General features: G+C 65.4%; 21 protein-coding genes and 1 tRNA gene. 20 read left to right on the plus strand and 2 right to left on the minus strand.

What is annotated here, in order from left to right:
- The 18 genes from ON062_RS02655 (at position 1) to ON062_RS02740 (ending at position 20,279) form a co-directional block, all read left to right on the plus strand.
- Complete coding sequence (locus ON062_RS02655; RefSeq protein ID WP_274645582.1) at positions 1–1,977, plus strand: primosomal protein N'; 1,977 nt, start codon at positions 1–3, stop codon at positions 1,975–1,977.
- A gap of 8 nt (positions 1,978–1,985) precedes the next feature.
- The gene (fmt, locus tag ON062_RS02660; RefSeq protein ID WP_274645583.1) at positions 1,986–2,909 is read left to right on the plus strand and encodes a methionyl-tRNA formyltransferase; all 924 of its coding nucleotides are present in this window, start codon (positions 1,986–1,988) and stop codon (positions 2,907–2,909) included.
- Complete coding sequence (locus ON062_RS02665) at positions 2,906–4,276, plus strand: RsmB/NOP family class I SAM-dependent RNA methyltransferase (protein WP_274645584.1); 1,371 nt, start codon at positions 2,906–2,908, stop codon at positions 4,274–4,276. Before fmt ends, ON062_RS02665 begins: the two co-directional genes overlap by 4 nt.
- A gap of 45 nt (positions 4,277–4,321) precedes the next feature.
- On the plus strand, positions 4,322–5,002 hold the full coding sequence (gene rpe, locus ON062_RS02670; RefSeq protein ID WP_274645585.1) for a ribulose-phosphate 3-epimerase: 681 nt from the start codon (positions 4,322–4,324) through the stop codon (positions 5,000–5,002).
- Between the two features lie 84 nt (positions 5,003–5,086).
- Positions 5,087–5,350: a phosphoribosyl-ATP diphosphatase gene (locus ON062_RS02675; protein ID WP_055965860.1), complete on the plus strand. Its 264-nt coding sequence runs from the start codon at positions 5,087–5,089 to the stop codon at positions 5,348–5,350.
- Positions 5,351–5,394: 44 nt separating this feature from the next.
- A complete protein-coding gene (gene hisG / locus ON062_RS02680) occupies positions 5,395–6,237 on the plus strand; it encodes an ATP phosphoribosyltransferase (RefSeq protein WP_274645586.1) in 843 nt (280 codons plus the stop codon).
- Between the two features lies 1 nt (position 6,238).
- Positions 6,239–7,012, plus strand: coding sequence for an imidazole glycerol phosphate synthase subunit HisF (gene hisF / locus ON062_RS02685; RefSeq protein ID WP_274645587.1), 774 nt, complete (start codon positions 6,239–6,241; stop codon positions 7,010–7,012).
- Complete coding sequence (gene hisI / locus ON062_RS02690) at positions 7,009–7,386, plus strand: phosphoribosyl-AMP cyclohydrolase (RefSeq protein WP_274645588.1); 378 nt, start codon at positions 7,009–7,011, stop codon at positions 7,384–7,386. The genes hisF and hisI overlap by 4 nt, the downstream gene beginning before the upstream one ends.
- Complete coding sequence (locus ON062_RS02695) at positions 7,383–8,048, plus strand: Trp biosynthesis-associated membrane protein (RefSeq protein ID WP_274645589.1); 666 nt, start codon at positions 7,383–7,385, stop codon at positions 8,046–8,048. The genes hisI and ON062_RS02695 overlap by 4 nt, the downstream gene beginning before the upstream one ends.
- A gap of 41 nt (positions 8,049–8,089) precedes the next feature.
- Complete coding sequence (locus ON062_RS02700; protein WP_274645590.1) at positions 8,090–8,320, plus strand: DUF6704 family protein; 231 nt, start codon at positions 8,090–8,092, stop codon at positions 8,318–8,320.
- Position 8,321: 1 nt separating this feature from the next.
- A complete protein-coding gene (gene trpC / locus ON062_RS02705; protein WP_274645591.1) occupies positions 8,322–9,098 on the plus strand; it encodes an indole-3-glycerol phosphate synthase TrpC in 777 nt (258 codons plus the stop codon).
- Complete coding sequence (gene trpB / locus ON062_RS02710) at positions 9,095–10,303, plus strand: tryptophan synthase subunit beta (RefSeq protein ID WP_274645592.1); 1,209 nt, start codon at positions 9,095–9,097, stop codon at positions 10,301–10,303. The genes trpC and trpB overlap by 4 nt, the downstream gene beginning before the upstream one ends.
- Positions 10,300–11,088, plus strand: a complete 789-nt coding sequence (trpA, locus tag ON062_RS02715) for a tryptophan synthase subunit alpha (RefSeq protein WP_274645593.1) — start codon at positions 10,300–10,302, stop codon at positions 11,086–11,088. Before trpB ends, trpA begins: the two co-directional genes overlap by 4 nt.
- A 53-nt stretch (positions 11,089–11,141) precedes the next feature.
- Positions 11,142–12,119: a prolipoprotein diacylglyceryl transferase gene (gene lgt, locus ON062_RS02720; RefSeq protein ID WP_274645594.1), complete on the plus strand. Its 978-nt coding sequence runs from the start codon at positions 11,142–11,144 to the stop codon at positions 12,117–12,119.
- 87 nt (positions 12,120–12,206) lie between these two features.
- Entirely contained in the window at positions 12,207–16,814 is a 4,608-nt protein-coding gene (gene gltB / locus ON062_RS02725) for a glutamate synthase large subunit (protein WP_274645595.1), read from the plus strand.
- The gene (locus tag ON062_RS02730; RefSeq protein WP_274645596.1) at positions 16,807–18,273 is read left to right on the plus strand and encodes a glutamate synthase subunit beta; all 1,467 of its coding nucleotides are present in this window, start codon (positions 16,807–16,809) and stop codon (positions 18,271–18,273) included. The genes gltB and ON062_RS02730 overlap by 8 nt, the downstream gene beginning before the upstream one ends.
- 46 nt (positions 18,274–18,319) lie before the next feature.
- Complete coding sequence (pyk, locus tag ON062_RS02735) at positions 18,320–19,768, plus strand: pyruvate kinase (protein ID WP_274645597.1); 1,449 nt, start codon at positions 18,320–18,322, stop codon at positions 19,766–19,768.
- Between the two features lie 127 nt (positions 19,769–19,895).
- Positions 19,896–20,279, plus strand: a complete 384-nt coding sequence (locus ON062_RS02740) for an SHOCT domain-containing protein (protein WP_274645598.1) — start codon at positions 19,896–19,898, stop codon at positions 20,277–20,279.
- A 52-nt stretch (positions 20,280–20,331) separates the two neighbouring features.
- Here the strand turns inward: ON062_RS02740 and ON062_RS02745 are convergent.
- Positions 20,332–20,414: transfer RNA gene (locus tag ON062_RS02745), tRNA-Leu, on the minus strand.
- 66 nt (positions 20,415–20,480) lie between these two features.
- On the opposite strand from ON062_RS02745, the gene ON062_RS02750 reads away from it, so the two are divergent.
- Positions 20,481–21,098 (plus strand): ANTAR domain-containing response regulator, encoded by a 618-nt coding sequence (locus ON062_RS02750; protein WP_274645599.1) that lies wholly within the window; start codon positions 20,481–20,483, stop codon positions 21,096–21,098.
- A 52-nt stretch (positions 21,099–21,150) separates the two neighbouring features.
- On the opposite strand, the gene ON062_RS02755 is transcribed toward ON062_RS02750, so the two are convergent.
- The gene (locus ON062_RS02755; RefSeq protein WP_274645600.1) at positions 21,151–21,582 is read right to left on the minus strand and encodes a hotdog fold thioesterase; all 432 of its coding nucleotides are present in this window, start codon (positions 21,580–21,582) and stop codon (positions 21,151–21,153) included.
- A gap of 60 nt (positions 21,583–21,642) precedes the next feature.
- On the opposite strand from ON062_RS02755, the gene polA reads away from it, so the two are divergent.
- Entirely contained in the window at positions 21,643–24,282 is a 2,640-nt protein-coding gene (gene polA / locus ON062_RS02760) for a DNA polymerase I (protein ID WP_274645601.1), read from the plus strand.
- Position 24,283 lies beyond the last annotated feature (1 nt).

The following is a 24,283-nucleotide window of genomic DNA, read 5'->3' on the forward strand; positions in this document are numbered from 1 at the left end:
GTGAGCGCGCGGCTCGTCGCGCGCGTGCTGATCGACTCTCCGCTTCCGCAGCTCGATCGACTGTTCGATTACGAGATTCCGCCGGAGCTAGCCGATCAGGCCGTGCCCGGTGTGCGGGTCACGGTGCCCCTGCGGTCGATGGGACGCATGGTGGAGGGCTATCTGGTCGAGTACGCCCAGACCGATGACGGCGACCGGCCGCTGTCTGAAGTGGACAGCATCGTGTCGGATGTGCGCGTACTCCCGACGTCCCTCTATCAGCTCGCACGCCGCGTCGCAGACCGCGCCGCGGGCTCTGCCAGCGACGTTCTGCGTCTGGCCATACCGAAGCGGATGGTGCGTGCCGAGCGGGCGTGGCTCGCTTCTCCACCTCCTGAGCGGCCCGTCATCGATGATGGCGCACGAGCGTGGGCAGCTGACGTAGTGTCGAGCTTTCGACAGCTCGACGAGGCGCTGCGCGCGTTCCGTCGGATCGCCCTTGATGCGCCGCCCGGGCTGCAGCAGTTGGCGGATGGTGCGTACGTCGGTGAGTGGGCGGTGACGCTGGCGGCGTGTGCCATCGACACGCTGGCCCGCGGCTGCAGTGCAGTGATCGTGGTGCCTGATCATCGCGATCGGATGCAAGTCGAGGCCGTATTGCGCGAACGCGCACCTCAGTTTTCCGTCGTCCGGCACGATGCGTCGCAGTCTTCCCCCGCGCGTTACGGTGCGTACCTACGAGCGCTGGCGGACGCGCCCTGCATCGTGATTGGCAACCGCAGCGCAGTGTACGCACCGGTGTCCAACCCGGGCTTGTTGGCAGTGTGGGACGACGGTGACAGCCTGCTCCAAGAGCCGCTCAGCCCTGGCATTCATGCCCGTGATGCCGCCCTGGTGCGGCAAGAGATCGACGGGTGCGCCCTGGTGTTCTCCGGGCACACGCGGACGACCGATGTCGAACGGCTGGTGTCACTCGGCTGGGTCATCGAGACGCCCGCGGTGCGCAAGGTTTCGCCGCGTGTGATCCTCAGCGCGACGCGCGAGGGGGAGTCCCGTGGCGCACGAGTGCCTTCGGCCGCCTTCGCCGCAGCTCGAGAGGCTCTCGCCGATCGTCCCGTGCTCGTGCAAGTGGCTCGGCCGGGCTACGCTCCCGTGCTCGTGTGCGCGGAGTGCCGAAGCCCCGCCCGCTGTGCGGATTGCGCCGGGCCGCTTCACGCCGCGCGTGCGGGCGCTGCGCCCACCTGCACGTGGTGTGGACGAGGCGCGCGGGCGTGGGCATGCCCTGAGTGCAGCGCCACGAGCTTCAGGATGGCGTCATCGGGCAGTGAGCGCACCGCAGACGAACTCGGTCGCGCGTTCGCCGGTACGCGCGTCATCGTCTCCGATGGCGATCACCTGGTCACGCACGTCGACGCGGTGCCGGCGCTCGTTGTCGCGACCCGCGGGGCAGAGCCGATCGCAGCCGGCGGCTATGGCGCGGTGATCCTTCTGGACGGAGACAAGATGTTGCTCGCCGAAGATCTGCGCATCGGCGAGGCGTGCCTGCGCTGGTGGTCGAATGCGGCGGCGCTTGCCGCACCGGGCGCCCCTGTCCATCTCGTCGGCGTCACTGGGACGGTCGCACGTGCCCTTGCCACCTGGACTCAGCCCACGTACGCGCGAGCGGAACTGGCCGACCGCGCCCCCCTTCGAATGCCGCCCGTGGTTCGAGTGGCCGCGCTCGAGGGCGACCGCAAGGACGTGGACGCCGCCCTGATGGCCCTCCGTGAAGCCGTTCCTCGTCTGGGCACCGACGCCGTGCTCGGACCGGTACCCGCCGGTGGGGGAGTACGCGCGCTCGTCCGGTTCGAGTACGCACTCGGCTCGGCGGTGACCTCCTCCCTGCGCGCGAGCGTGATCGAGCGAGCGATGAAGGCACGCAAACCCGTCAAGGGGCGCGCCGCGCGTCCGACCAATACACTCAAAGTTCGGGTGGATCTGCCCGATCTGGATCTGTGAGGAGCCCCATGCGCCTCGTTTTCGCCGGGACACCGCACGCCGCGGTGCCGTCGTTGCACGCACTTGCCGCCCGCGGTCATGACATCGCGTCCGTCGTGACCCGGCGGGACGCACCCCTCGGGCGTAAGCGAGTGCTGACCCCGTCGCCCGTCGCGAGCGCGGCTGAATCCCTCGGATTGAGCATCCACCGCACGGATCGGCTGGATGCCGCCGCCAGCGACGAAATCATGGCGTTAGAGCCCGAACTGGGGGTGATCGTGGCGTACGGCGGACTGGTCCGCGAGCCACTGCTGAGTGCTCCGACACACGGGTGGATCAACCTCCACTTCTCCCTCCTGCCCCGGTGGCGTGGTGCCGCACCGGTACAGCATGCGCTGATTGCGGGCGATCGGGTGACGGGGGCGAGCGTGTTCGCGCTCGTCGCGGGGCTGGATGCCGGCGACGTGTATGACGAGATCACGGTGGAGGTAGACGGGGCCGCCACTTCCGGTGATCTGCTTACCGAGCTCGCCGATGCCGGTGCGCAACTCTTGGCCCGTGTCGTCGACGACATCGAGCAGGAACGCGCGGTCGGCCGGCCGCAGCAGGGTGAGGTCACGTACGCATCGAAGCTCGAGGATGCCGACGGGCGGCTCGACTGGCACCAGGATGCGACGACCGTTCACAACCGGTTTCGCGGAGTCACCCCCGAGCCCGGCGCGCACACGACCATCGAAGGAGCGCGCGTGAAGATCCTCGAGATCACACGTTCGGAGGCAGATACGCCCGCGCTCACCCCGGGAGCGATGGAGCTGCATCACAAGAAGCTGCTCGTGGGTACGGGATCCGACCCGCTCGTCCTCTCGCGCGTCCAACCCGCCGGAAAGGGAGCCATGAACGCGACAGACTGGTTCCGCGGTCTCCGCGCTGTGTCACCGGTGCTCGGCTCGTGAGCTCCGTCAGCCCGGCGCGCCGCGTCGCCTACGACACCCTTCGCGCCGTGGAAGAGTCCGACGCGTACGCAAATCTCCTGCTGCCGAAATCGATCGTCCGCGCGGGGTTGTCGCCCGCAGACGCCGCACTGGCCACAGAACTGACGTACGGCACCCTTCGCCGGCGTGGCACGTACGATGCGGTCATAGCGCTCGCCTCGGATCGCGGAACACAGGACATCGACCCGGGAGTGCTAGACGCACTGCGCCTCGGGGTTCACCAGCTTCAAGCGACACGTGTCGCCTCGCACGCGGCCGTGAACGAGTCGGTCGAACTCGCGCGAGCGGCAGGCGGTCGTGGGGCGGCAGGTTTTGCCAACGCGGTCCTCCGCCGCATATCGCGCGACACACCAGGGGAGTGGATGACCCGGATCGAGGACAGCGCGCGATCCGATGACGAGCGCATCGGCCTTCGCACATCGCATCCGGTGTGGGTGGTGCGGGCCTTTCGACGGGCTCTGGCCGCCGAGGGCCGAGCCGATGAGTTGGAAGCACTTCTCGCCGCCGACAACGTCGCTCCGCGCGTCACCATGACGGCACTGCCCGGGCTGGCATCCGTTCCCGCCGGTGCGCGGCAGACGCCGTTTTCTCCCTACGGTTTCCGCTCGGAGGGCGGCGACCCCGACGCCGAGATCCGAGCGAGCGAGGGACGGATCCGGGTGCAGGACGAAGGCTCGCAACTGGCTGCGTTGGCGCTCAGCCGGGCACGTGAGGTGCGCGAAGGTGAGCGTTGGCTGGACCTGTGCGCCGGTCCCGGAGGAAAGACCGCGATGCTCGCTGCTGAAGCCCTCGCTCACGGTGCGGTGCTCGAAGCGAATGAGGTCTCGCCGGCCCGCGCAGGTCTGGTGCGCGATGCACTGGCGGGGGTGCCGCTGAGCGTAGAGGTGACAGAGCAGGATGGCCGTGAGCGCACCGCGTCGGCTCAGAACACCTACGACCGCATTCTGGTCGATGCACCATGCACGGGCTTGGGCGCCCTGCGGCGGCGCCCCGAGGCACGTTGGCGGAAGTCTCCCGCCGATGTCCCCGATCTCACGGCGTTGCAGACTCAACTTCTCAGCGGTGCGGTGTCGGCGTTGGCCCCAGGGGGCATCGTCGCGTACGTGACGTGCTCGCCGCACCTTGCAGAAACGGCGGGCGTGGTGGCCGAAGTCACCCGAGAGTGGGGTGATGCCGTGCACGAACTCAACGCACGAGAAGTTCTCACCGCGCTTGCCGTGGGAGAGCCCGACCTTGCGCCGCCAGCCGACGGGTCGGGACGGGCGCAGCTGTGGCCGCACAGACACAACACGGACGCGATGTCGATCTCTCTCCTGCAGCGCGTCTGACGGACGAGTACGCATGGCGCGGGGTGGGCTGGCCATAATGGACGAATGCCCCCGCACGACGCGCCCCGCATCAATCCGAGCATCCTCGCAGCCGACTTCGTCAACATGCAGTCGGAGCTCGAGCGCATCGAGTCCGCGGACTTCGTCCACGTGGATGTCATGGACAATCACTTCGTTCCGAACCTTACGTTCGGTACGCAGATGGTTGAGCGCATCCAGGCGACGAGTCCCGTCCCGCTGGACGTGCACCTCATGATCGACGACCCCGAGCGCTGGGCTCCCGACTATGCGGAGTTGGGAGCGGCATCCGTCACTTTCCACCTGGAAGCCGCAACAGAGCCCGTCGCTCTAGCCCGTCGACTGCGCGCCATCGGCGCGCGCGCGGGTGTGGCCGTGAAGCCCGCGACCGACGTGGCGAATCTGCTCGACGTGCTCGACGAATTCGATCAGATTCTGGTCATGACGGTCGAACCAGGATTCGGCGGTCAGTCGTTCATGCCCGAAACGATGCCGAAGTTGAGCCTGCTCTCCACGGAAGCCCGCCGGCGTGGCAGTCAGGTGTGGCTGCAGGTCGACGGCGGAATCAGTGAGTCCACCATCGGACAGGCCGCTGCGGCGGGAGCGGACACGTTCGTCGCTGGCTCTGCAGTCTTCGGCTCCTCAGATCCCGATGCGGCGATCGCCGCGCTGCGCAACCAGGCCCGGAAGCACACCCACGCGCACTGAGAACGTGCCCGTAGCAACGGCATCACGAGGTCGGCAGGACGTCACAGGGTCCGAACGCCGTCCCGGGTTCGATACCCTGGCATGGTGAAGACGTTCGACACGCTGTACGCCGAGCTCGCCGCGAAAGCCGCCGAGCGCCCCGAAGGGTCTGGAACCGTCGCACAGCTGGATGCGGGCGTACACGCGATCGGCAAGAAGATTGTCGAAGAAGCAGCCGAAGTCTGGATGGCGGCAGAGTACGAATCCGACGACGCTGCGGCAGAAGAGATCTCCCAGTTGCTCTACCACCTGCAGGTGCTGATGCTCGCGAAGGGTCTGTCACTCGAAGACGTCTACCGACATCTCTGAGCGTGCCCTCGCCCCTCTTCTCTCCTGACGAAAGACACGTTGCCATGTTGCGAATCGCCGTGCCGAACAAGGGCTCGCTCGCCGAGACTGCGGCCGACATGCTCGCCGAGGCCGGGTACACCGGTCGCCGCGACTCGAAAGACCTCCACATCATCGACCCGGCCAACGAAGTCGAGTTTTTCTACCTGCGCCCCAAGGACATCGCAACCTATGTCGGATCCGGTGCGTTGGACGTCGGAATCACCGGCCGCGATCTGCTCCGCGACGCGCGCATGCCCGGCGCTCGCGAAATCGAAGCCCTCGGCTTCGCGCGTTCGACGTTTCGCTTCGCCGCGCCACCCGGAACGTTCAGCGGGCTGACCGATCTTGACGGAGTACGCATCGCCACCTCGTATCCGGGGCTTGTGGATTCCTTCCTCGATTCGCACGGCGTGGCCGTGGATCTCGTGCCACTGGACGGGGCCGTTGAATCGGCGGTGCGTCTTGGGGTAGCGGATGCCGTCGCCGACGTCGTGGAAACGGGAACGACGCTGCGCCAGGCAGGGCTCGAGGTATTCGGTCCCGAGATCCTCACGTCTGAAGCCGTCCTGATCTCCGGCCCCACCGACGCCGAAGGCACTGACACGCTGCTGCGCAGGCTCCGCGGAGTCATGGTTGCCCGCCGATACGTCATGGTCGACTACGACCTTCCTGTCGCACTGGTGGACCGCGCTGCCGCAATCGCCGGCGGCGTCGAGTCGCCCACCATCTCTCCGCTGCGCGACCCGGAGTGGGTCGCGGTGCGAGTGATGGTCGCCCGAGCATCCGTGAACAAAGTGATGGACGATCTCTACGCTTTGGGTGCTCGCGCGATTCTCGTCACGGCGATCCACAACGCGAGGCTCTGACGTGACGCTACTGTGCCGCGTGATCCCCTGTCTCGACGTCGCCGCAGGCCGCGTGGTGAAGGGGGTCAACTTTCAGAACCTGCGCGACGTGGGCGACCCTGTCGAACTCGCGCAGGCGTACTTCGCGCAGGGCGCGGACGAGATCACTTTTCTTGACGTCACCGCCACCGTCGATGAACGTGCCACTACCTACGACGTGGTGCGCCGAACCGCGGAGCAGGTATTCATCCCGTTGACGGTGGGCGGCGGGGTGCGTTCTGCGGACGATGTCGCCCGCCTGCTCGCGGTGGGCGCTGACAAGATCGGCGTCAATTCCGCGGCGATTGCTCGACCAGCGTTGATCGATGACATCGCTGATCGCTTCGGCGCCCAAGTGCTTGTGCTCTCGCTCGATGTCATGCGATCAGCGGCCGCGCCCTCGGGGTTCGTCGTGACCACGCACGGGGGGCGCACTCAGACCACTCTGGATGCTCTCGAATGGGCGCGCGAGGCCATCGAGCGAGGAGCAGGGGAGTTGCTGGTGAACTCCATCGATGCCGACGGCACGAAGACCGGATTCGACCTCGAACTCATCGCGCTTATGCGCGAACTCTCCACGGTTCCCGTGATCGCTTCGGGCGGGGCTGGCGAGCTCGACCACTTTGCTCCGGCGATCTCCGCCGGAGCCGATGCTGTGCTCGCCGCGTCCGTCTTCCACTCGGGCTACCTCACCATCGGACAGGTCAAGCGCCACATGGCCACCGCCGGCGTCTCGGTCCGCGAGGTGTCGGCATGACCACCGAGATCGACGACCGCATCGCTCGAGTAGCCTTCAACTCCGACGGCCTCGTCGCCGCGGTCATTCAGCAATGGGACAGCCGCGAAGTGCTCATGATGGGCTGGATGGATGCCGAAGCGCTGCGGCGCACACTCACGAGCGGTCGAGTGACATTCTGGTCGCGATCGCGCGGCGAGTACTGGCGTAAGGGCGACACATCTGGTCACATCCAACTAGTTCGTGGGGCGCGCCTCGACTGCGACGGCGACACGCTGCTGATCACGGTCGAGCAAGTGGGCGCCGCCTGCCACACGGGCACGCGCACGTGCTTCGACACCGTTGACCTGCACCCGGTCGTCCTGCCCCAGCCAGCCGAACACGGAGACACATGATCCGGCGGGCGCGGACTCTCAGCGTCTCGCTCATCGTGCTCTGTGGCGCGCTCGGGGTCATCTCATCGACTCAAACGTGGCTGCATGTCGCGCTGGTGGACGGCGGCAGCAGCGACCTCGCTGTCGCCGGCGCGACGGCCGTTCCCGTGCTGGCTCCGTTGAGTCTCGCGGTGCTCGCGTCGGGACTCGCCCTGTCGATCATGGGAATGGTGCTACGCCACGTGTTCGCCGCCATGACCGTGCTCATCGCCATTGCGCTGGTCTGGGTTACGGCCGTCGTTGTGCTGGCGATACCCATCTCGGCGATCGCTGCGACGGTGACCGAAGCGACGGGTATCGCCGGCGAACAGTCCGTGCGCGCGCTCGTCGCCGGCGTCCAGACGACCGCCTGGCCCGTCATCACGCTTGTCACGAGCATCGTGCTGGCCGCGAGCGGACTCTTCGCGCTGTGGACAGCCCGCCGGTGGGGATCATCGGGACGCCGGTATCAGACCGAGCCCGCCACGGCCGCTTCCGGTGTCCACACCCCGCACCCGCCGGCCACGTCGTCGACATCGGATGCTGCACCCGGAAACCCGAAGGCGACGCCGCCCGCCGGCGCACCGCGGGATGCCATCGACTCATGGGACGACCTCTCCCGTGGCGAGGATCCCACTGCGTGACCGCTAGACTGACCAAGCCCGCGCAATCTCGGAGGACTTCAATGAGCAACCCCATCGGCGACCCCGGTCACGGACACTCACCGGCAGCATGGACGGCCGTCGTGATCATGCTGATCGCGGTGGCCCTCGGCACCCTGTTCTACTGGTTCGACATGCCCGTGCTCGTGTGGGCGTCACTCGGACTGCTGTTCGTCGGTCTCCTCGTCGGCTGGATCATGGCGAAAGCTGGGTACGGCGTCGGTGGTCACAAGTACACCCCGAAAGAGCACTGACATGCTCGCCGACCTGACGGCCGGCGCGGTTGCAGATGCCGAAGCGCGCGCTTCGGAGAAGCCACTTCACACGGTCGAAGCTGCGGCTCGTGTGGCAGCGCCTGCGCTCGACGCTCTGACAGCCCTCGCCCCCGCAGACCGCGTCAAGATCATCGCCGAGGTCAAACGAGCAAGCCCGTCCCGCGGGGACCTCGCGAGCATCCCCGACCCGGCGTTGCAGTCGCGACTGTACGAGCAGGGCGGCGCATCGGCGATTTCTGTTCTCACGGAGGGCCGGCGATTCAAGGGGAGTTTGGCTGACCTCGAAGCGGTGAAAGCTGCCGTCGGCGTCCCGGTGCTGCGAAAAGACTTCATCGCCAACGAGTACCAGGTGCTCGAGGCCCGCGCAGCGGGCGCCGATCTCGTGCTCCTGATCGTCGCTGCGCTCGAGCAAGACGTCCTGCAGCGTTTGCACGGTCTCGTCCTCGAGTGGGGCATGACCCCGCTGGTGGAAGCGCACACCGCGGACGAGGTCGACCGCGCCGTCGATCTGGGAGCGCGTCTGATCGGAGTCAACGCCCGCAACCTGTCGACGTTCGAACTCGACAAGAACCTTTTCGGTTCACTGGTGGATCGCATCCCCCGTGACGTGGTGAAAGTCGCCGAGTCGGCGGTGCTCGTTCCCGGCGACGTCGCCCACTATCGCGCAGCCGGAGCCGATGTCGTACTCGTCGGCGAGGCGCTTGTTACCGGCGATCCGGTGTCGACGCTGCAGGCATTCTTGGAGGCCGGGTCATGAGCTTGCGCGCCGAGAGTGGTCCCTTCTTCGGTGAGTTCGGTGGCCGCTATATGCCGGAGTCCCTGATCGCAGCGATTGATGAGCTCACCGTCGAGTACGAAGCGGCGAAGGCTGATCCGGAGTTTCAGGCGGAATTCGTTGAGCTGCTTCGCACCTACGCGGGTCGGCCGTCAATCATCACCGAGGTTCCGCGCTTTGCCGAGCATGCCGGCGGCGCCCGTGTGTTCCTCAAGCGCGAGGACCTGAACCACACCGGCTCGCACAAGATCAACAATGTGCTGGGGCAGGCTCTTCTGACCAAGCGGTTGGGCAAATCACGAGTGATCGCCGAAACCGGTGCCGGCCAGCACGGCGTGGCGACAGCCACCGCCGCCGCCCTCTTCGGCCTCGAGTGCACGATCTACATGGGCGAGGTCGATACCGAACGTCAAGCCCTCAATGTGGCCCGGATGAGGTTGCTCGGAGCCGAGGTGGTTCCCGTCACGACGGGTTCGCGAACGCTGAAGGATGCAATCAACGACGCGTATCGCGATTGGGTGGCGACAGTAGAGACGACGAACTACATCTTCGGCACCGCGGCGGGACCGCATCCATTCCCTGCGATGGTGCGTGATTTTCAGAAGGTGATCGGCGAAGAGGCGCGCGCGCAACTGCTCGATGAGGTGGGCCGTCTTCCTGACGCCGTCTTTGCGTGCGTCGGCGGTGGCTCGAATGCGATCGGGATGTTCGACGCGTTCCTTGACGACGAGCAGGTTCGGCTCTACGGCGTTGAGGCGGCAGGCGACGGCGTCGACACCCCGCGCCACGCCGCATCTATCGAGCGCGGTCGTCCCGGCATCCTGCACGGCGCGAAGACATTCGTCCTGCAAGATGACGACGGACAGACCGTGGAATCCCACTCCATCTCTGCCGGACTGGATTACCCCGGAGTCGGGCCTGAACACTCGTGGCTCGCATCGATCGGTCGGGCGGAGTACATTCCCGCCACAGACGACGAGGCGATGCAGGCCCTTCGTCTCCTCAGCCAGACCGAGGGCATCATCCCCGCGATCGAGTCCGCGCACGCACTTGCAGGCGCGCTGCGCATGGGTCGCGAGTGGGGCCCCGACAGCGTGATCGCCGTCTGCCTCTCGGGTCGTGGTGACAAAGACATGGATACAGCAGCTCGATACTTCGCGCTGTACGACGGAGGTGCTGATCAATGACCTCTCGAGTTGCCGCTGCAATCGACGCCGCACATGCCGAAGGCCGCGGTGCCTTCGTGGGATATCTTCCCCTCGGCTTCCCCGACCTCGAAACCAGCATCGAAGCCGCTGTCACTCTGGCGGAGAACGGCGCCGATGTGCTTGAGCTCGGCCCGCCGTACTCGGACCCGGTCATGGACGGCACCGTGATCCAGGAGGCCACGCAGGCAGCCCTCGCCGGAGGTTTTCGCGTGCGCGACACGTTCACTGCGGTGAGAGAGATCTCTTCCCGCACCGACGTGCCGGTCTTGGTCATGACGTACTGGAACCCCGTGTTCCAGTACGGCGTAGAACGCTATGCGGACGATCTTCTCGCCGCTGGCGGAGCCGGACTCATTACACCCGACATCACCCCCGATGCCGCCGCCGAGTGGATCGCTGCGAGCGAGCGCACCGGATTGGACCGCGTGTTCCTGGCCGCACCGACGTCTACGGATGAGCGTCTCGATGTGATCATCGAGAACTCGACGGGCTTCATCTACACGGTCTCGACGATGGGAATCACCGGCGAGCGTGCACAACTCGACGCCGCCGCTCGCACCCTCGTCGGGCGTCTTCGTGACCGCGGCGCCGCGCACGCGTGCGTCGGAATCGGCATTTCAAACGCCGACCAAGTGGCGTCTGTCGTCGAGTACGCCGACGGCGCGATCGTCGGTACGGCGCTGGTGCGCGCGCTGCGCGAAGACGGGCTGGACGGGCTCGCCCGTACGGCCCGCGCGATCGCCGCCGGAACGCCCCGCAACTAGACTTCCCTCGTCGACTCCCCGTCGACCCCGCACAGTCAAGGACACGATCACCTATGCTCAACGCCGCCGTCAGCGTCGCCACCAGCATCCCGAGCCCCTCGGTCAGCTACTTCGATTTGTGGGATGGCGGACCGCGCATCCACCTCTATGCACTGTGCATCATCACCGGCATCATCCTCGCCGCCCTGATCACCAATCACCGACTGACCAAGCGCGGCGCCGAGCCCTGGGTCGTGATCGATATCGCCCTTCTGGCGGTGCCGCTTGCGATCATCGCTGCGCGCGTGTACCACGTGCTGACCCACTTCGACTTCTATTTCGGTGAAGGTGCGAACCCGCTCAGCGCGCTGTACATCTGGGAAGGCGGCATCGCCATCTACGGGGCGCTCATCGGTGGAGCGATCGGTGCATGGCTCGGATGCCGCTGGACCGGCATCCGGTTCTGGACCTTCGCCGACGCTCTGGCGCCTGGTCTGCTTCTGGCTCAGGCGATCGGCCGCTTCGGCAACTGGTTCAACCAGGAACTGTTCGGGCTGCCCACCGATCTGCCGTGGGGTCTGGAAATCGACTACGACAACCCCGCGTTCCCGCCGGGACTGGCCGAGGGGACGCTGTTCCACCCCACCTTCCTCTATGAGGTGCTGTGGAACGGACTGGGCGTACTTGTACTTCTGTGGGCGGGACGAGCCCTCACACTCCAGTGGGGCCGCCTGTTCGCCCTCTACCTCGTGTGGTACTCGGCTGGCCGAATCGTGTGGGAGTCGATTCGCATCGACCCGAGCGAAATCATCCTGGGCTTGCGCACGAATGTGTGGGCAGCGATCTTCGGTGTCGTCCTCGGGCTGGTCCTCTTCGTGGTGCAGAAGCGTCGGCACCCGGGCCTTGAGCCGTCCCCGTACGTGACGGGTCGCGAATGGCTCCCGAGCGGCACTGTACAATCGCAGAACACCGACGACTACGTCGATGTCAGCGAACCACCGACAGCCGACTCAGTCACGGGCACCGCCACAAGCACAGCCGACACGAACTGAAGACGTCACCCCATGGCGGGGTGATGCCGAACATCAGCACAGGGCCGACGACGTCCCATCTTGAGTATCAACGTGAGGACGGTAGGTATGGCATCGAGCCCCCGTCGCAATGCCTCGAACGAGGCTCCCTTGAGCGCGCAGTCGCCCTTGGCAGGGTTTCCCGCCAAGCAGGGGATGTACAACCCCGATTTCGAGAAGGACGCGTGCGGCCTGGCCATGGTGGCCACGCTGCGCGGCGAGGCCGGCCACGACATCATCGATCTCGCTCTGACGGCGCTGCGCAACCTCGAACATCGCGGCGCCATCGGCTCGGACGCGGGCACCGGTGACGGGGCGGGCATCCTCACGCAGATGCCCGACGCGTTCTTCCGCGAGGTCGTCGAATTCCCGTTGCCTCCGGCAGGAGCGTACGCCGCGGGGCTTGCGTTCCTGCCGCGCGATGACGATGCACGCAGCGCGCAGAAGACCGGCATCGAGAAGATCGCCGAATCCGAAGGCCTCACCGTTTTGGGTTGGCGCTCCGTGCCGACAGCAGAGGACAACCTCGGCAAGCTCGCCTTCGAGGCACGCCCCGTATTCGAGCAACTCTTCGTCGCTCGTCCAGCCGTAGCATCCGAACCCGCACTTTCGGGAATCGCACTCGATCGCCGCACCTACCGGTTGCGCAAGCGGTCGCACCACGAGCTGGGCGCCTATTTCGTGTCGCTGTCCGCACGCACAATCGGCTACAAGGGCATGGTCACCACGCTTCAGCTCGAGCCGTTCTACCCGGACCTTCAGGACGAACGTTTCGCTTCCGAGCTCGCCGTCGTCCACTCGCGGTACTCCACGAACACGTTCCCCTCGTGGCCCCTCGCACAGCCCCTGCGTATGCTCGCCCACAACGGTGAGATCAACACCGTCAAGGGAAACCGCAACTGGATGCGCGCGCGCCAGTCGCAGCTGGAGTCCGAACTCCTCGGTGAGATCGATCCACTGCTGCCGATCTGCACAACGGGTGCGAGCGACTCGGCCTCCTTCGACGAGGTGCTCGAGCTCCTCACACTCACGGGCCGCAGCCTGCCCCACGCCATCATGATGATGGTGCCCGAGGCATACGAAAAGCAGGCGGACATCGATCCGAAGCTTCGCGCCTTCTATGACTTCCACTCGATGCAGATGGAGCCGTGGGACGGACCGGCGGCGCTCATCTTCACCGACGGAACGCTCGTCGGATCGACTCTCGACCGCAACGGACTTCGCCCCGGCCGGTGGACCGAGACGACGGATGGGCTGATCGTGATCGGCTCTGAGACGGGTGTGCTCGACTTCGAGCCTGAGCGCATCAAGCGCCGCGGGCGTCTCCGCCCCGGTCGCATGTTCCTCGTGGACACCGCACAGGGCCGCATCATCGAAGACGATGAGATCAAGCGTGACTTGGCGGACCTCGAGCCGTGGCAGGAGTGGTTGGACGCCGGCCGCGTGCGCCTGGCCGACCTGCCCGAACGTGAACACATCGTGCACCCGATCGCCTCGATCACACGTCGCCAGCGCACGTTCGGCTACACCGAGGAAGAGGTCCGCATCCTCCTCACGCCGATGGGACAGAACGGCGCAGAGCCTCTCGGAGCGATGGGCAGCGACACCCCGGTAGCGGTGCTGAGCGACCGACCGCGACTGCTGTTCGACTACTTCACGCAGCAGTTTGCCCAGGTCACCAACCCGCCGCTGGATTCCATCCGCGAAGAGGTCGTCACGTCGCTCTCGCTGGGTCTCGGACCCGAGCGGAACCTGCTCGAATGGGGACCGGGCCACGCCCGGACCGTCACGCTGGACTTCCCGGTGATCGACAACGACGAGCTGGCGAAAATCCAGCACATCGACACCGCGCTTCCCGGGCGGTCATCGGTCACGATCCGCGGACTGTATCGCGCGGAAGCCGGCCACAAGGGCATGCAGAAGCGCCTCGCGCAAATGTGCACCGAGGCAGACCAGGCCATCGAGGACGGCGCCGAGTTCATCGTGCTCAGTGACCGCGACTCGAACAAGGACCTCGCACCGATCCCGTCCTTGCTGATGCTCGCGGCAGTTCACCACCACCTCATCCGCAACGAAACGCGCATGAAGGTGGGGCTCGTTGTCGAAGCTGGCGACGTTCGCGAGGTGCACCACGTCGCGACCCTCATCGGCTACGGGGCGTCCGCCGTGAACCCGTACCTCGCGATGGAAACAGTCGAGTACCTCGTCCGCGCCGGTTTCATCACGGGCATCACCCCCGAGAAGGCCGTGAAGAACCTGATCTACGCGCTCGGCAAGGGCGTGCTTAAGATCATGTCGAAGATGGGCATCTCGACCGTTTCGTCGTACGCCGGTGCCCAGGTATTCGAAGCAGTCGGTCTCTCGCAGGAGTTCATCGACCGCTTCTTCACCGGGACGGAATCGAAGCTCGGCGGGGTGGACCTCGACGTGATCGCGGCAGAGAATGCCGCTCGCCATGCCTACGCCTACCCCGAAGATGCGGCCGTGCGTGCGCACGAGCGGCTGTGGACGGGTGGCGAATACCAGTGGCGCCGCGACGGAGCGCCTCACCTGTTCAACCCGGACACGGTGTTCCGTTTGCAGCACTCCACGCGCACGCGGCGATACGACATCTTCCGCGAGTACACCAAGCTCGTGGACGATCAGGCACATGAGCTGAAGACCCTCCGCGGGTTGTTTGCATTGCGCACGCAGGGACGCACCCCGATTCCAATCGATGAGGTCGAGCCCGTATCTGCCATCGTCAAGCGGTTCTCGACCGGGGCGATGAGCTACGGCTCGATCTCCCGCGAAGCACACGAGACTCTCGCAATCGCGATGAACCGGATCGGCGGCAAGTCGAACACCGGCGAAGGCGGGGAGGACGTCGATCGTCTGCTCGATCCGGAACGTCGCAGCTCGATCAAGCAGGTCGCGTCCGGCCGCTTCGGTGTGACCAGCCTGTATCTGACGGAGTCTGACGACATCCAGATCAAACTCGCACAGGGTGCCAAGCCCGGCGAAGGTGGTCAGCTTCCGCCGACGAAGGTGTACCCGTGGGTGGCGCGTACGCGCCACGCCACCGCCGGCGTCGGGCTGATCTCGCCGCCGCCGCACCACGACATCTACTCGATCGAAGACCTGAAGCAGTTGATCTTCGATCTCAAGCGCGCCAACCCGCAGGCCCGCGTACACGTCAAGCTGGTAAGCCAATCCGGTATCGGTGCGGTTGCCGCAGGTACGGCGAAGGCTCTGGCCGACGTCATCTTGGTATCGGGTCACGATGGCGGTACGGGTGCTAGCCCGCTCAACTCGCTGAAGCACGCGGGCACGCCGTGGGAGCTCGGCCTCGCCGAGACGCAACAGACGCTCATGCTCAACGGCATGCGCGATCGCGTTGTGGTGCAGGTCGACGGTCAGCTGAAGACCGGGCGCGATGTCATGATCGGCGCGCTGCTGGGTGCCGAAGAATTCGGATTCGCTACCGCTCCACTCGTGGTGTCGGGGTGCATCATGATGCGCGTATGCCACCTGGACACATGCCCTGTGGGCGTGGCAACGCAGAACCCTGTGTTGCGTTCGCGCTTCAACGGCAAGCCGGAATTCGTCGTGAACTTCATGGAGTTCATCGCCGAAGAGGTGCGCGAGTACCTCGCGGAACTCGGATTCCGAACCCTCGACGAAGCCATCGGGCGCACCGATCTGCTCGATATGGACGGTGCGGTGTCCCATTGGAAGGCGAGCGGCCTCGATTTGGCCCCGGTCCTCGAGGGCCCCGTCTTCGCCGAAGAAGAGCCGCGGCGCAGCATGCGTCAGCAGGAGCACGAACTCGAAGAGCACTTCGATAACGCGCTCATCGAGCGTGCTCAGGGTGTTATCAACGATGGCGGGTCTGTGACGATCGACCTTCCTGTGCGCAATACTGCTCGAGCGGTAGGTACCCTGCTCGGCCACCATGTGACCAAGAAGCACGGCGAAAACGGACTGCCGCAGGACAGCATCGTCGTGAACCTCACCGGGTCGGCCGGTCAGTCGTTCGGGGCCTTCATGCCGTCCGGCATTACCTTGCGTCTCGAAGGAGATTCGAACGACTACGTCGGCAAGGGCCTTTCCGGTGGACAGATCGTTGTTCGTCCGCCCCGACAGGCGACCTTCGATGCGTCGAAGAATGTCATCGCTGGAAACGTCATCGGGTATGGCGCGACGCAGGGAACCATGTTCCTGCGTGGCGTGGTCGGCGAACGCTTCTTCGTGCGCAACTCCGGCGCGACAGCGGTGGTCGAGGGTGTGGGAGACCACGCGCTCGAGTACATGACCGGTGGTCTTGCCGTCATCTTGGGTGCCACGGGGCGCAATCTCGGTGCCGGCATGTCGGGCGGTACCGCCTACATCTACAAGTTGGACGAAAAGCTCGTGAACCGAGAGTCGCTGGCATCCGGCGAACTCGAACTCGGCCCGCTCGGCGCGGGGGACGGTGAGATTCTGAGCGACCTGCTCGCCCAACACATCGCTCACACGGACTCCGCTCTGGCGGCTCAGTTACTGGAGAACCTCGAGTCTGAACTGGAGAACTTCGTCCGAGTGATGCCGCGCGACTACGCGGCCGTACTGCACACACGCCAGGCGGCGGTGGCCGAGGGGCTCGACCCCGACGGTGACGTCGTGTGGTCTCGCATCCTGGAGGTGACGGGTGGCTGACCCCAAGGGCTTTTTGAAGACGACCGAGCGGGAACTGCCCGCTCGCCGGCCGGTGCCGGTGCGCATCATGGACTGGAAAGAGGTCTATGAGCCGGGCGACAACGCTGTTCTGCGCCGTCAGGCGGGCCGCTGCATGGACTGCGGTGTGCCCTTCTGCCACCAGGGATGCCCGTTGGGGAATCTGATTCCCGAGTGGAACGATCTCACCTGGCGGGGTGAAGGTCGCTCGGCGATCGAGCGCCTGCACGCGACGAACAACTTCCCGGAATTCACCGGGCGGTTGTGCCCCGCGCCGTGCGAAAGCGCCTGCGTGCTGGGAATCAACCAGCCGGCCGTCACAATCAAGCAGATCGAAGTTTCGATCGTTGAGGAAGCGTTCGGCAACGGCTGGGTCGAGGCCGAACCCCCGGGGCGCCTGACCGGCAAGACTGTCGCCGTCGTCGGCTCCGGGCCGGCGGGCCTCGCTGCCGCCCAGCAGCTGACCCGCGCGGGTCACACGGTGGCCGTGTACGAGCGGGACGACCGGATCGGCGGCCTGCTGCGCTACGGCATCCCTGACTTCAAGATGGAAAAGAAGCACATCGAGCTTCGCCTTCGGCAGATGCAAGACGAGGGCACGCGCTTCCGCGCCGGCGTCGAGATCGGCAAGGACATCTCCTGGAGTGATCTGCGCGCGCGGTACGACGCCGTGATCGTCGCGACCGGTGCCACGGTGCCGCGCGAGTTGCCGATTCCTGGCCGCGATCTCGCAGGCGTGCACTTCGCGATGGAATACCTCGTCGAGTCGAACAAGGCGGTCGCTGGCGACGCCGTGCCCCACCAGATTTCTGCGGAGGGCAAGCACGTCGTCGTGATCGGCGGCGGCGACACCGGTGCGGACTGCATCGGGACGGCGCACCGGCATGGTGCCCTGAGCGTCACCAACCTCGCGATCGGCAAGCAGCCTCCTGGCGAACGCCCCGAGCACCAGCCTTGGCCGATGGCTCCCACGCTGTTCGAAGTGTCTTCTGCTCACGAAGAGGGGGGCGAGCGCTCCTACCTCGCCTCGACGGTGGAGTTCCTCGGCAATGACGCGGGCGAGGTACGCGCACTGCGCGTAGCGGAGACAGAGTTCGTCGACGGCCGCCGTGTACCCAAGAGCGGCACCGAGCGCGAGATCCCCGCCGATCTTGTGCTGATCGCAATGGGGTTCACGGGGCCCGAGCGTGCACTGCTCGAAGAGCAGCTCTCGACCGTGTTCACCGAGCGTGGCAACGTCGATCGCGCAGACGACTACCAGACCAACACGCAGGGGGTGTTCGTGGCCGGGGATGCCGGGCGCGGCCAGTCCCTGATCGTGTGGGCGATCGCAGAAGGCCGCGCTGCGGCCGCCAGCGTCGACCGCTACCTCATGGGGGAGTCGGAGCTACCTGCTCCGGTGCGCCCCACCGACCTCGCCATCGGCTTGCAGCACGCGTAGGCTGAAGTCGGCAATCGCCATCACAACAACCCCGGAGAAACCACGGATGAGACGCGCCAAGATTGTGGCCACCCTAGGACCCGCCACATCGTCGTACGAGATGGTTCGCGCCATCATCGACGCCGGTGTCGACGTCGCCCGGTTCAATTTGAGCCACGGCGACTACTCGGTTCACGACAACAACTTCGCCAACGTACGCAAGGCGGCGGACGACGCCGGACGCGCCGTTGCCGTGCTGGTTGACCTGCAGGGCCCCAAGATTCGTCTCGGGAAGTTCGAGAACGGCCCGCACGAGCTCGCCGTCGGCGACATCTTCAAGATCACCACGGACGACATTCTCGGCACCAAGGAGATCGTGGGGACCACGTTCAAGGGGCTGCCGCAGGACGTCAAGCCGGGCGATTTCTTGCTGATCGACGATGGCAAAGTTCGCGTTGAGGTCGTGGAAACGACCGACACCACGGTGACCACGAAGGTGATCGTTGCCGGCGCCGTGTCGAACAACAAGGGAATCAACCTCCCCGGTGTCGCCGTCAACGTTCCCGCTCTGTCCGAGAAGGACGAGGCCGACCTGCGGTGGGGTCTGCGCGCGGGCGCCGATCTGATCGCGCTCTCGTTCGTTCGCGACGCCAAGGACGTGCAGCGCGTGCACGTCATCATGGCGGAAGAGGGCAGGCACGTTCCGGTCATCGCCAAGATCGAGAAGCCGCAGGCCGTCGACAATCTCGAAGAGATCATCGACGCGTTCGACGGCATCATGGTCGCCCGAGGCGACCTGGGCGTCGAACTGCCCCTTGAGGCGGTACCGATCGTCCAGAAGCGCGCGGTGGAACTGTGCCGCCGAATGGCGAAGCCGGTGATTGTGGCGACTCAGATGCTCGAGTCAATGATCGAGAACCCGGTACCGACCCGCGCAGAAACCAGCGACGTCGCCAACGCCGTCCTCGATGGCGCCGATGCGGTGATGCTCTCCGGTGAGACGAGCGTGGGCAAGTATCCGGTGGGTGTCGTCGAGACGATGGCCCGCATCATCTCGTCGACCGAGGAGCACGGCCTCGACCGCATCGCACCGTTGAATGCGAAGCCGCGCACTCAGGGTGGCGCCATCACGCTGGCAGCGATGGAGGTAGCCGACTTCGTCGAGGCGAAGTACCTGTGCATCTTCACCGAGTCCGGCGACACCGCGCGACGGATGTCGCGTCTGCGCCCCAAGATCCCCATGATCGGGTTCGCGCCCGAGCCTGCAATCCGTCGCCGCATGGCGGTTACGTGGGGCGTTCAGTCCACGCTGGTCGCTCACGTGCCCCACACGGACCGCATGTTCATCCAGGTCGACGACTATCTGCTCTCCAACGACCTCGCACAGGTCGGGGATCGCGTCGTCGTGATCTCTGGTTCGCCTCCCGGAATCATCGGTTCCACCAACGACATTCGCATTCACAAGGTGGGTGACGCGGTACACGGCAAGGCGCCGATCTACCAGTCAGGCGAGTAAGAAGCACCGCGAAGAAGTGCGGGATGCCACCCACGGGCATCCCGCACTTTCTCTTTCCCCGGCGAGGCGGGCGCTCTCGCTAGAGTGAATTCGTACACCGTGGTTCCCCCGAGAAAGCGATTGCTCAATGTTCCTCGACCTCTTCTGGTTCGCCCTGTTTGCGTTCTACTTCATCGCCTACTTCTTCGTGATGGCGCTGATCATCGTGGACCTCTTCCGAGACCACAAGTTGAACGGTTGGCTGAAGGCCGTATGGATCGTGTTCCTCATTATCCTGCCGTTCCTCACCGCACTCGTGTATGTCATTGCCCGCGGGAACGGAATGGCCGAGCGCGCACGCGCCGGCAGGGGAGCGGTGCCCGAGGTGGACGACTACCGGCCGAAGGCCTCGACCAGCCCCGCCGAAGACATTGCGCAGGCGAAGGCGCTCCTGGATTCCGGTGCGATCTCGCAGGGCGAGTTCGACGCACTCAAGAGCAAGGCACTCGGTAACCAGTACTTCGGGGCCTGATCAGAAGCACAAAAGAGGGGTGGACTTCGCGTGAAGTCCACCCCTCGTGCTGTACCGGTGGTGGGACTCGAACCCACACGCCCTCTCGGGCAACCGATTTTGAGTCGGTCGCGTCTGCCATTCCGCCACACCGGCGCGCGTTCCCTTTGCCACACCGGGCGAATTGAACGTGCGGCTTCGACCATACCGTAGGATTCAATGGTGACTGAGCAGGAAGAGACCACCGGTACGCCGGCGTCCGCACCCCGTCGTGTCGTTGTCGCCGAAGATGAGTCGCTGATCCGACTCGACATCGTCGAGATTCTGCGCGACAACGGCTTCGATGTCGTCGGAGAAGCCGGCGACGGTGAGACCGCCGTCCAGCTCGCAACCGAGCTGCGGCCCGACCTCGTGATCATGGACGTGAAGATGCCGCAGCTTGACGGCATCTCAGCCGCCGAGAAACTCAGCAAGAACCACATCGCGCCGGTCGTGCTGCTGACCGCTTTCAGCCAGAAAGAGCTTGTTGAGCGCGCGAGTGAGGCGGGTGCTCTCGCCTACGTGGTGAAGCCGTTCACGCCGAACGACCTGCTCCCCGCCATCGAAATCGCTCTCGCCCGGTACGAGCAGATCATCACCCTCGAGGCCGAGGTGAGCGACATGGTGGAGCGTTTCGAAACGCGCAAGCTCGTCGACCGCGCAAAGGGCCTTCTGAACGAGAAGATGGGCCTGAGCGAGCCCGAGGCTTTCCGGTGGATCCAGAAGGCGTCGATGGATCGCCGACTCACCATGCAGGATGTTGCGAAGGCCATCATCGAGCAGCTCGCACCCAAGAAGTAGCGCGCACAGGCGCTCCGGCGCCACACACGACAGACAAGCCCATGCTTCGCGCTTATTCGCGAGGCATGGGCTTGATCATGTTTGTGATACGAATCGTCGAGCACCGTCGGCCGCGCTCATCGCTCACCACAATTTCGTGAACGGTGATCGTGCGACCCAAATGGACAGGGGTGCACACCCCCGTCACGACTCCCGCTGTGGCAGAGCCCGTGTGCGTCGCGTTGATGTCCACGCCCACCGCCAAGCGATCGGGGCCGGCGTGTAGGTTCGCAGCCATCGATCCGAGCGATTCTCCCAGCACCACGTAGGCACCACCGTGCATCAAGCCGACCGGTTGCGTGTTGCCTTCTACCGGCATCGTCGCCACGCACCGCTCAAGGGTGAACTCGGTGAACACCATGCCCATCTTCTCAGCGAGCGCGCCCATGCCGCGCTGTGCAACCCAAGCAAGGCCATCGATGTCCGCGGGGGAATGGTCGGTCATTGATCCGCCTTCGAGTCGACGAGCGAGAGGGATGTCGTCACCCGCGGCTACGCTGTCATGGTGACCGACTCCGCAAAGCCTACCCTCCTCGTCGTCGACGGCCACTCGCTCGCCTACCGAGCGTTCTACGCCCTTCCGGTGGACAATTTCTCCACCAAAGACGGCCAGCACACCAACGGTATTTATGGCTTCCTGTCGATGCTGGTGAACCTCATCAAGGCAGAGAAGCCCACGCACCTCGCGGTCGCGTTCGACACGTCTCGGCACTCGTTTCGCACGCGTGAGTACACGGAGTACAAGGCCAACCGTGCCGAGAGCCCGGCGGAGTTCAAAGGCCAGATCCCGCTCCTGCAGGAATGCCTCGCGGCGATGAGTATCGCGGTACTCGCTAAAGAAGACTTCGAAGCCGACGACATCTTGGCGACCTTGGCGACGCAGGGAGCTGAACAGGGATTCGAGGTGCTGGTGTGCTCTGGGGATCGGGACACGATTCAGCTCGTCGACGAGAACATCACGCTGCTGTATCCGAATGTGCAGGGCGTATCTCAGCTCAAGCGGTACGACCGCCAGGCGGTGATCGACCGCTACGGAGTGCCGCCGGAGCAGTACCCCGACGTGGCCGCTCTCGTCGGTGAGACCAGCGACAACCTCCCGGGTGTGCCGAAGGTCGGTGAGAAGACCGCGGTGAAGTGGCTCACGCAGTTCGGCTCGTTGCAAGAGCTCCTCGACAAGGCCGACACGATCAAGGGCGTCGTCGGCGGCAATTTGCGCGACCATCTCGACGACGTGCGCCGGAACCGGTCCTTGAACCGACTGCTCCGCGACGTCGAACTGCCCCTCGCGCCGGCCGACCTCGCCGTCGCGCCGATTGACGCGCAGGCTGTGCGCGAGATTTTCGCCCGGCTCGAGTTCCGCACGCTGCTCCCTCGCGTGCTCGAAGCAACGGGCGCAGATGCGGTGGCGACGGCAGCCGCGACGGCTCCCGCGGTCGAAATGCCAAAACCGACCGAACCGTCCGCTGACGAGCTGCGTGCGTGGCTTGACGCCGCGCAGGGCGAGGTGGGTCTCACCGTCGTGGTCGAAGCGGGCCGGCCCCGCCGTGTGGGCTTCGCCGTTGGCGGAGAAGCACGAGAGTGCGACTGGAGCGAGACTGTGGCCGAAGCGGTCGCCCCATGGCTCAGTTCGGAAGCACCTAAGGTGTTGACCGATGCCAAGGCCCAGGTAAAGGCGTTGGCACGGGCCGGAATCGCGATGCGCGGACTTGCCTACGACACCCTCCTCGCCGGATGGCTGCAACGCCCCAGTTTCCCCGACAAGACCCTCGGCGAACTCGTGGAGCGCTTTCTTGACGAGAAGCTTCCCGAGGCTGATCCCACCCAGCTCGTGCCAGAGACCGAGGGCGCCACGCCCGCGCAGTTGGCATGGTTCGGACTGCGCGTTGCGGCGGCACAGCGTGAAGAGATGCCGGATGCGGTGGCGCGCGTGCTGACCGATATCGAACTGCCGACGCTCACTGCTCTGTCCGACATGGAACTGGCAGGGGTTGCCGTGTCGCACGCGCAGTTATCCGAGTTCTCCGGTGAGCTCGGCGCCCGTGCGGATTCCCTTGCCCAGAGCGCATTCGCGTTCATCGGGCGAGAGTTCAATCTGGGGTCGCCAAAGCAGCTGCAGGAGGTTCTCTTCGAAGATCTTCAGCTGCCCAAGACACGAAAGACGAAGACTGGGTATTCGACGGATGCCGCGGTTCTGGCAGACCTTCAGGAGTCGCATCCGCACCCGTTCCTCGATCTGCTGTTGCAGCACCGCGAGGCCACGAAGTTGCGCCAGATCATCGAGTCCCTCGACGCGGCCATCGGCGAGGATGGTCGTATCCACACCACCTATGTGCAAACGGGCAGCCAAACCGGTCGCCTGTCGAGCACAGACCCGAACCTGCAGAACATCCCGGTTCGCAACGAGGAGAGCCGGCGAATCCGCGCCGCGTTTCAGGTCGGCGCGGAGTATGAGACCCTGCTCACGGCCGACTACTCCCAAATTGAGATGCGCATCATGGCGCACCTGTCCGAGGACCCGGGGCTGATCGAGGCATTCAACTCGGGCGAGGACCTGCACCGGTTCGTCGGCGCACGTGTCTTTGGCGTCGATCCCGCAGACGTCACGCCGTTGATGCGCACGAAAGTCAAGGCCATGTCGTACGGCCTTGTGTACGGGCTCTCGGCATTCGGCCTGTCAAAGCAACTGCGCATCGAGCAAGCTGAAGCGAAAGCTCTCATGCTGGAGTACTTCGCCCGGTTTGGTGCGGTGCGCGATTATCTCCGCTCGTCTGTCGAACAGGCCAAGATCGACGGTTACACCGAGACGATCTTCGGGCGCCGCCGCCCGTTCCCGGACTTGTCGAGCCCCAATCGAGTGCTGCGTGAGAACGCCGAGCGGGCCGCGCTCAACGCCCCGATTCAGGGCAGCGCCGCAGACATCATGAAGATCGCCCTGTTCCATATCCATGAGCAGTTCGCACAGCAGCAACTCCGCTCACGCCTGCTCCTGCAGATCCACGATGAGCTCGTCGTCGAGGTCGCGCCCGGCGAATGGGACCAGGTCGAGTCCATCGTCCGTACCCGCATGGGGGATGCCGCCGACCTCAGCGTGCCGCTGGACGTGCAGATCGGTCGCGGAGAGGACTGGGACCACGCGGCGCATTAGG

Source organism: Microbacterium sp. C7(2022) (assembly GCF_028823665.1).
Classification (GTDB): Bacteria; Actinomycetota; Actinomycetes; order Actinomycetales; family Microbacteriaceae; genus Microbacterium.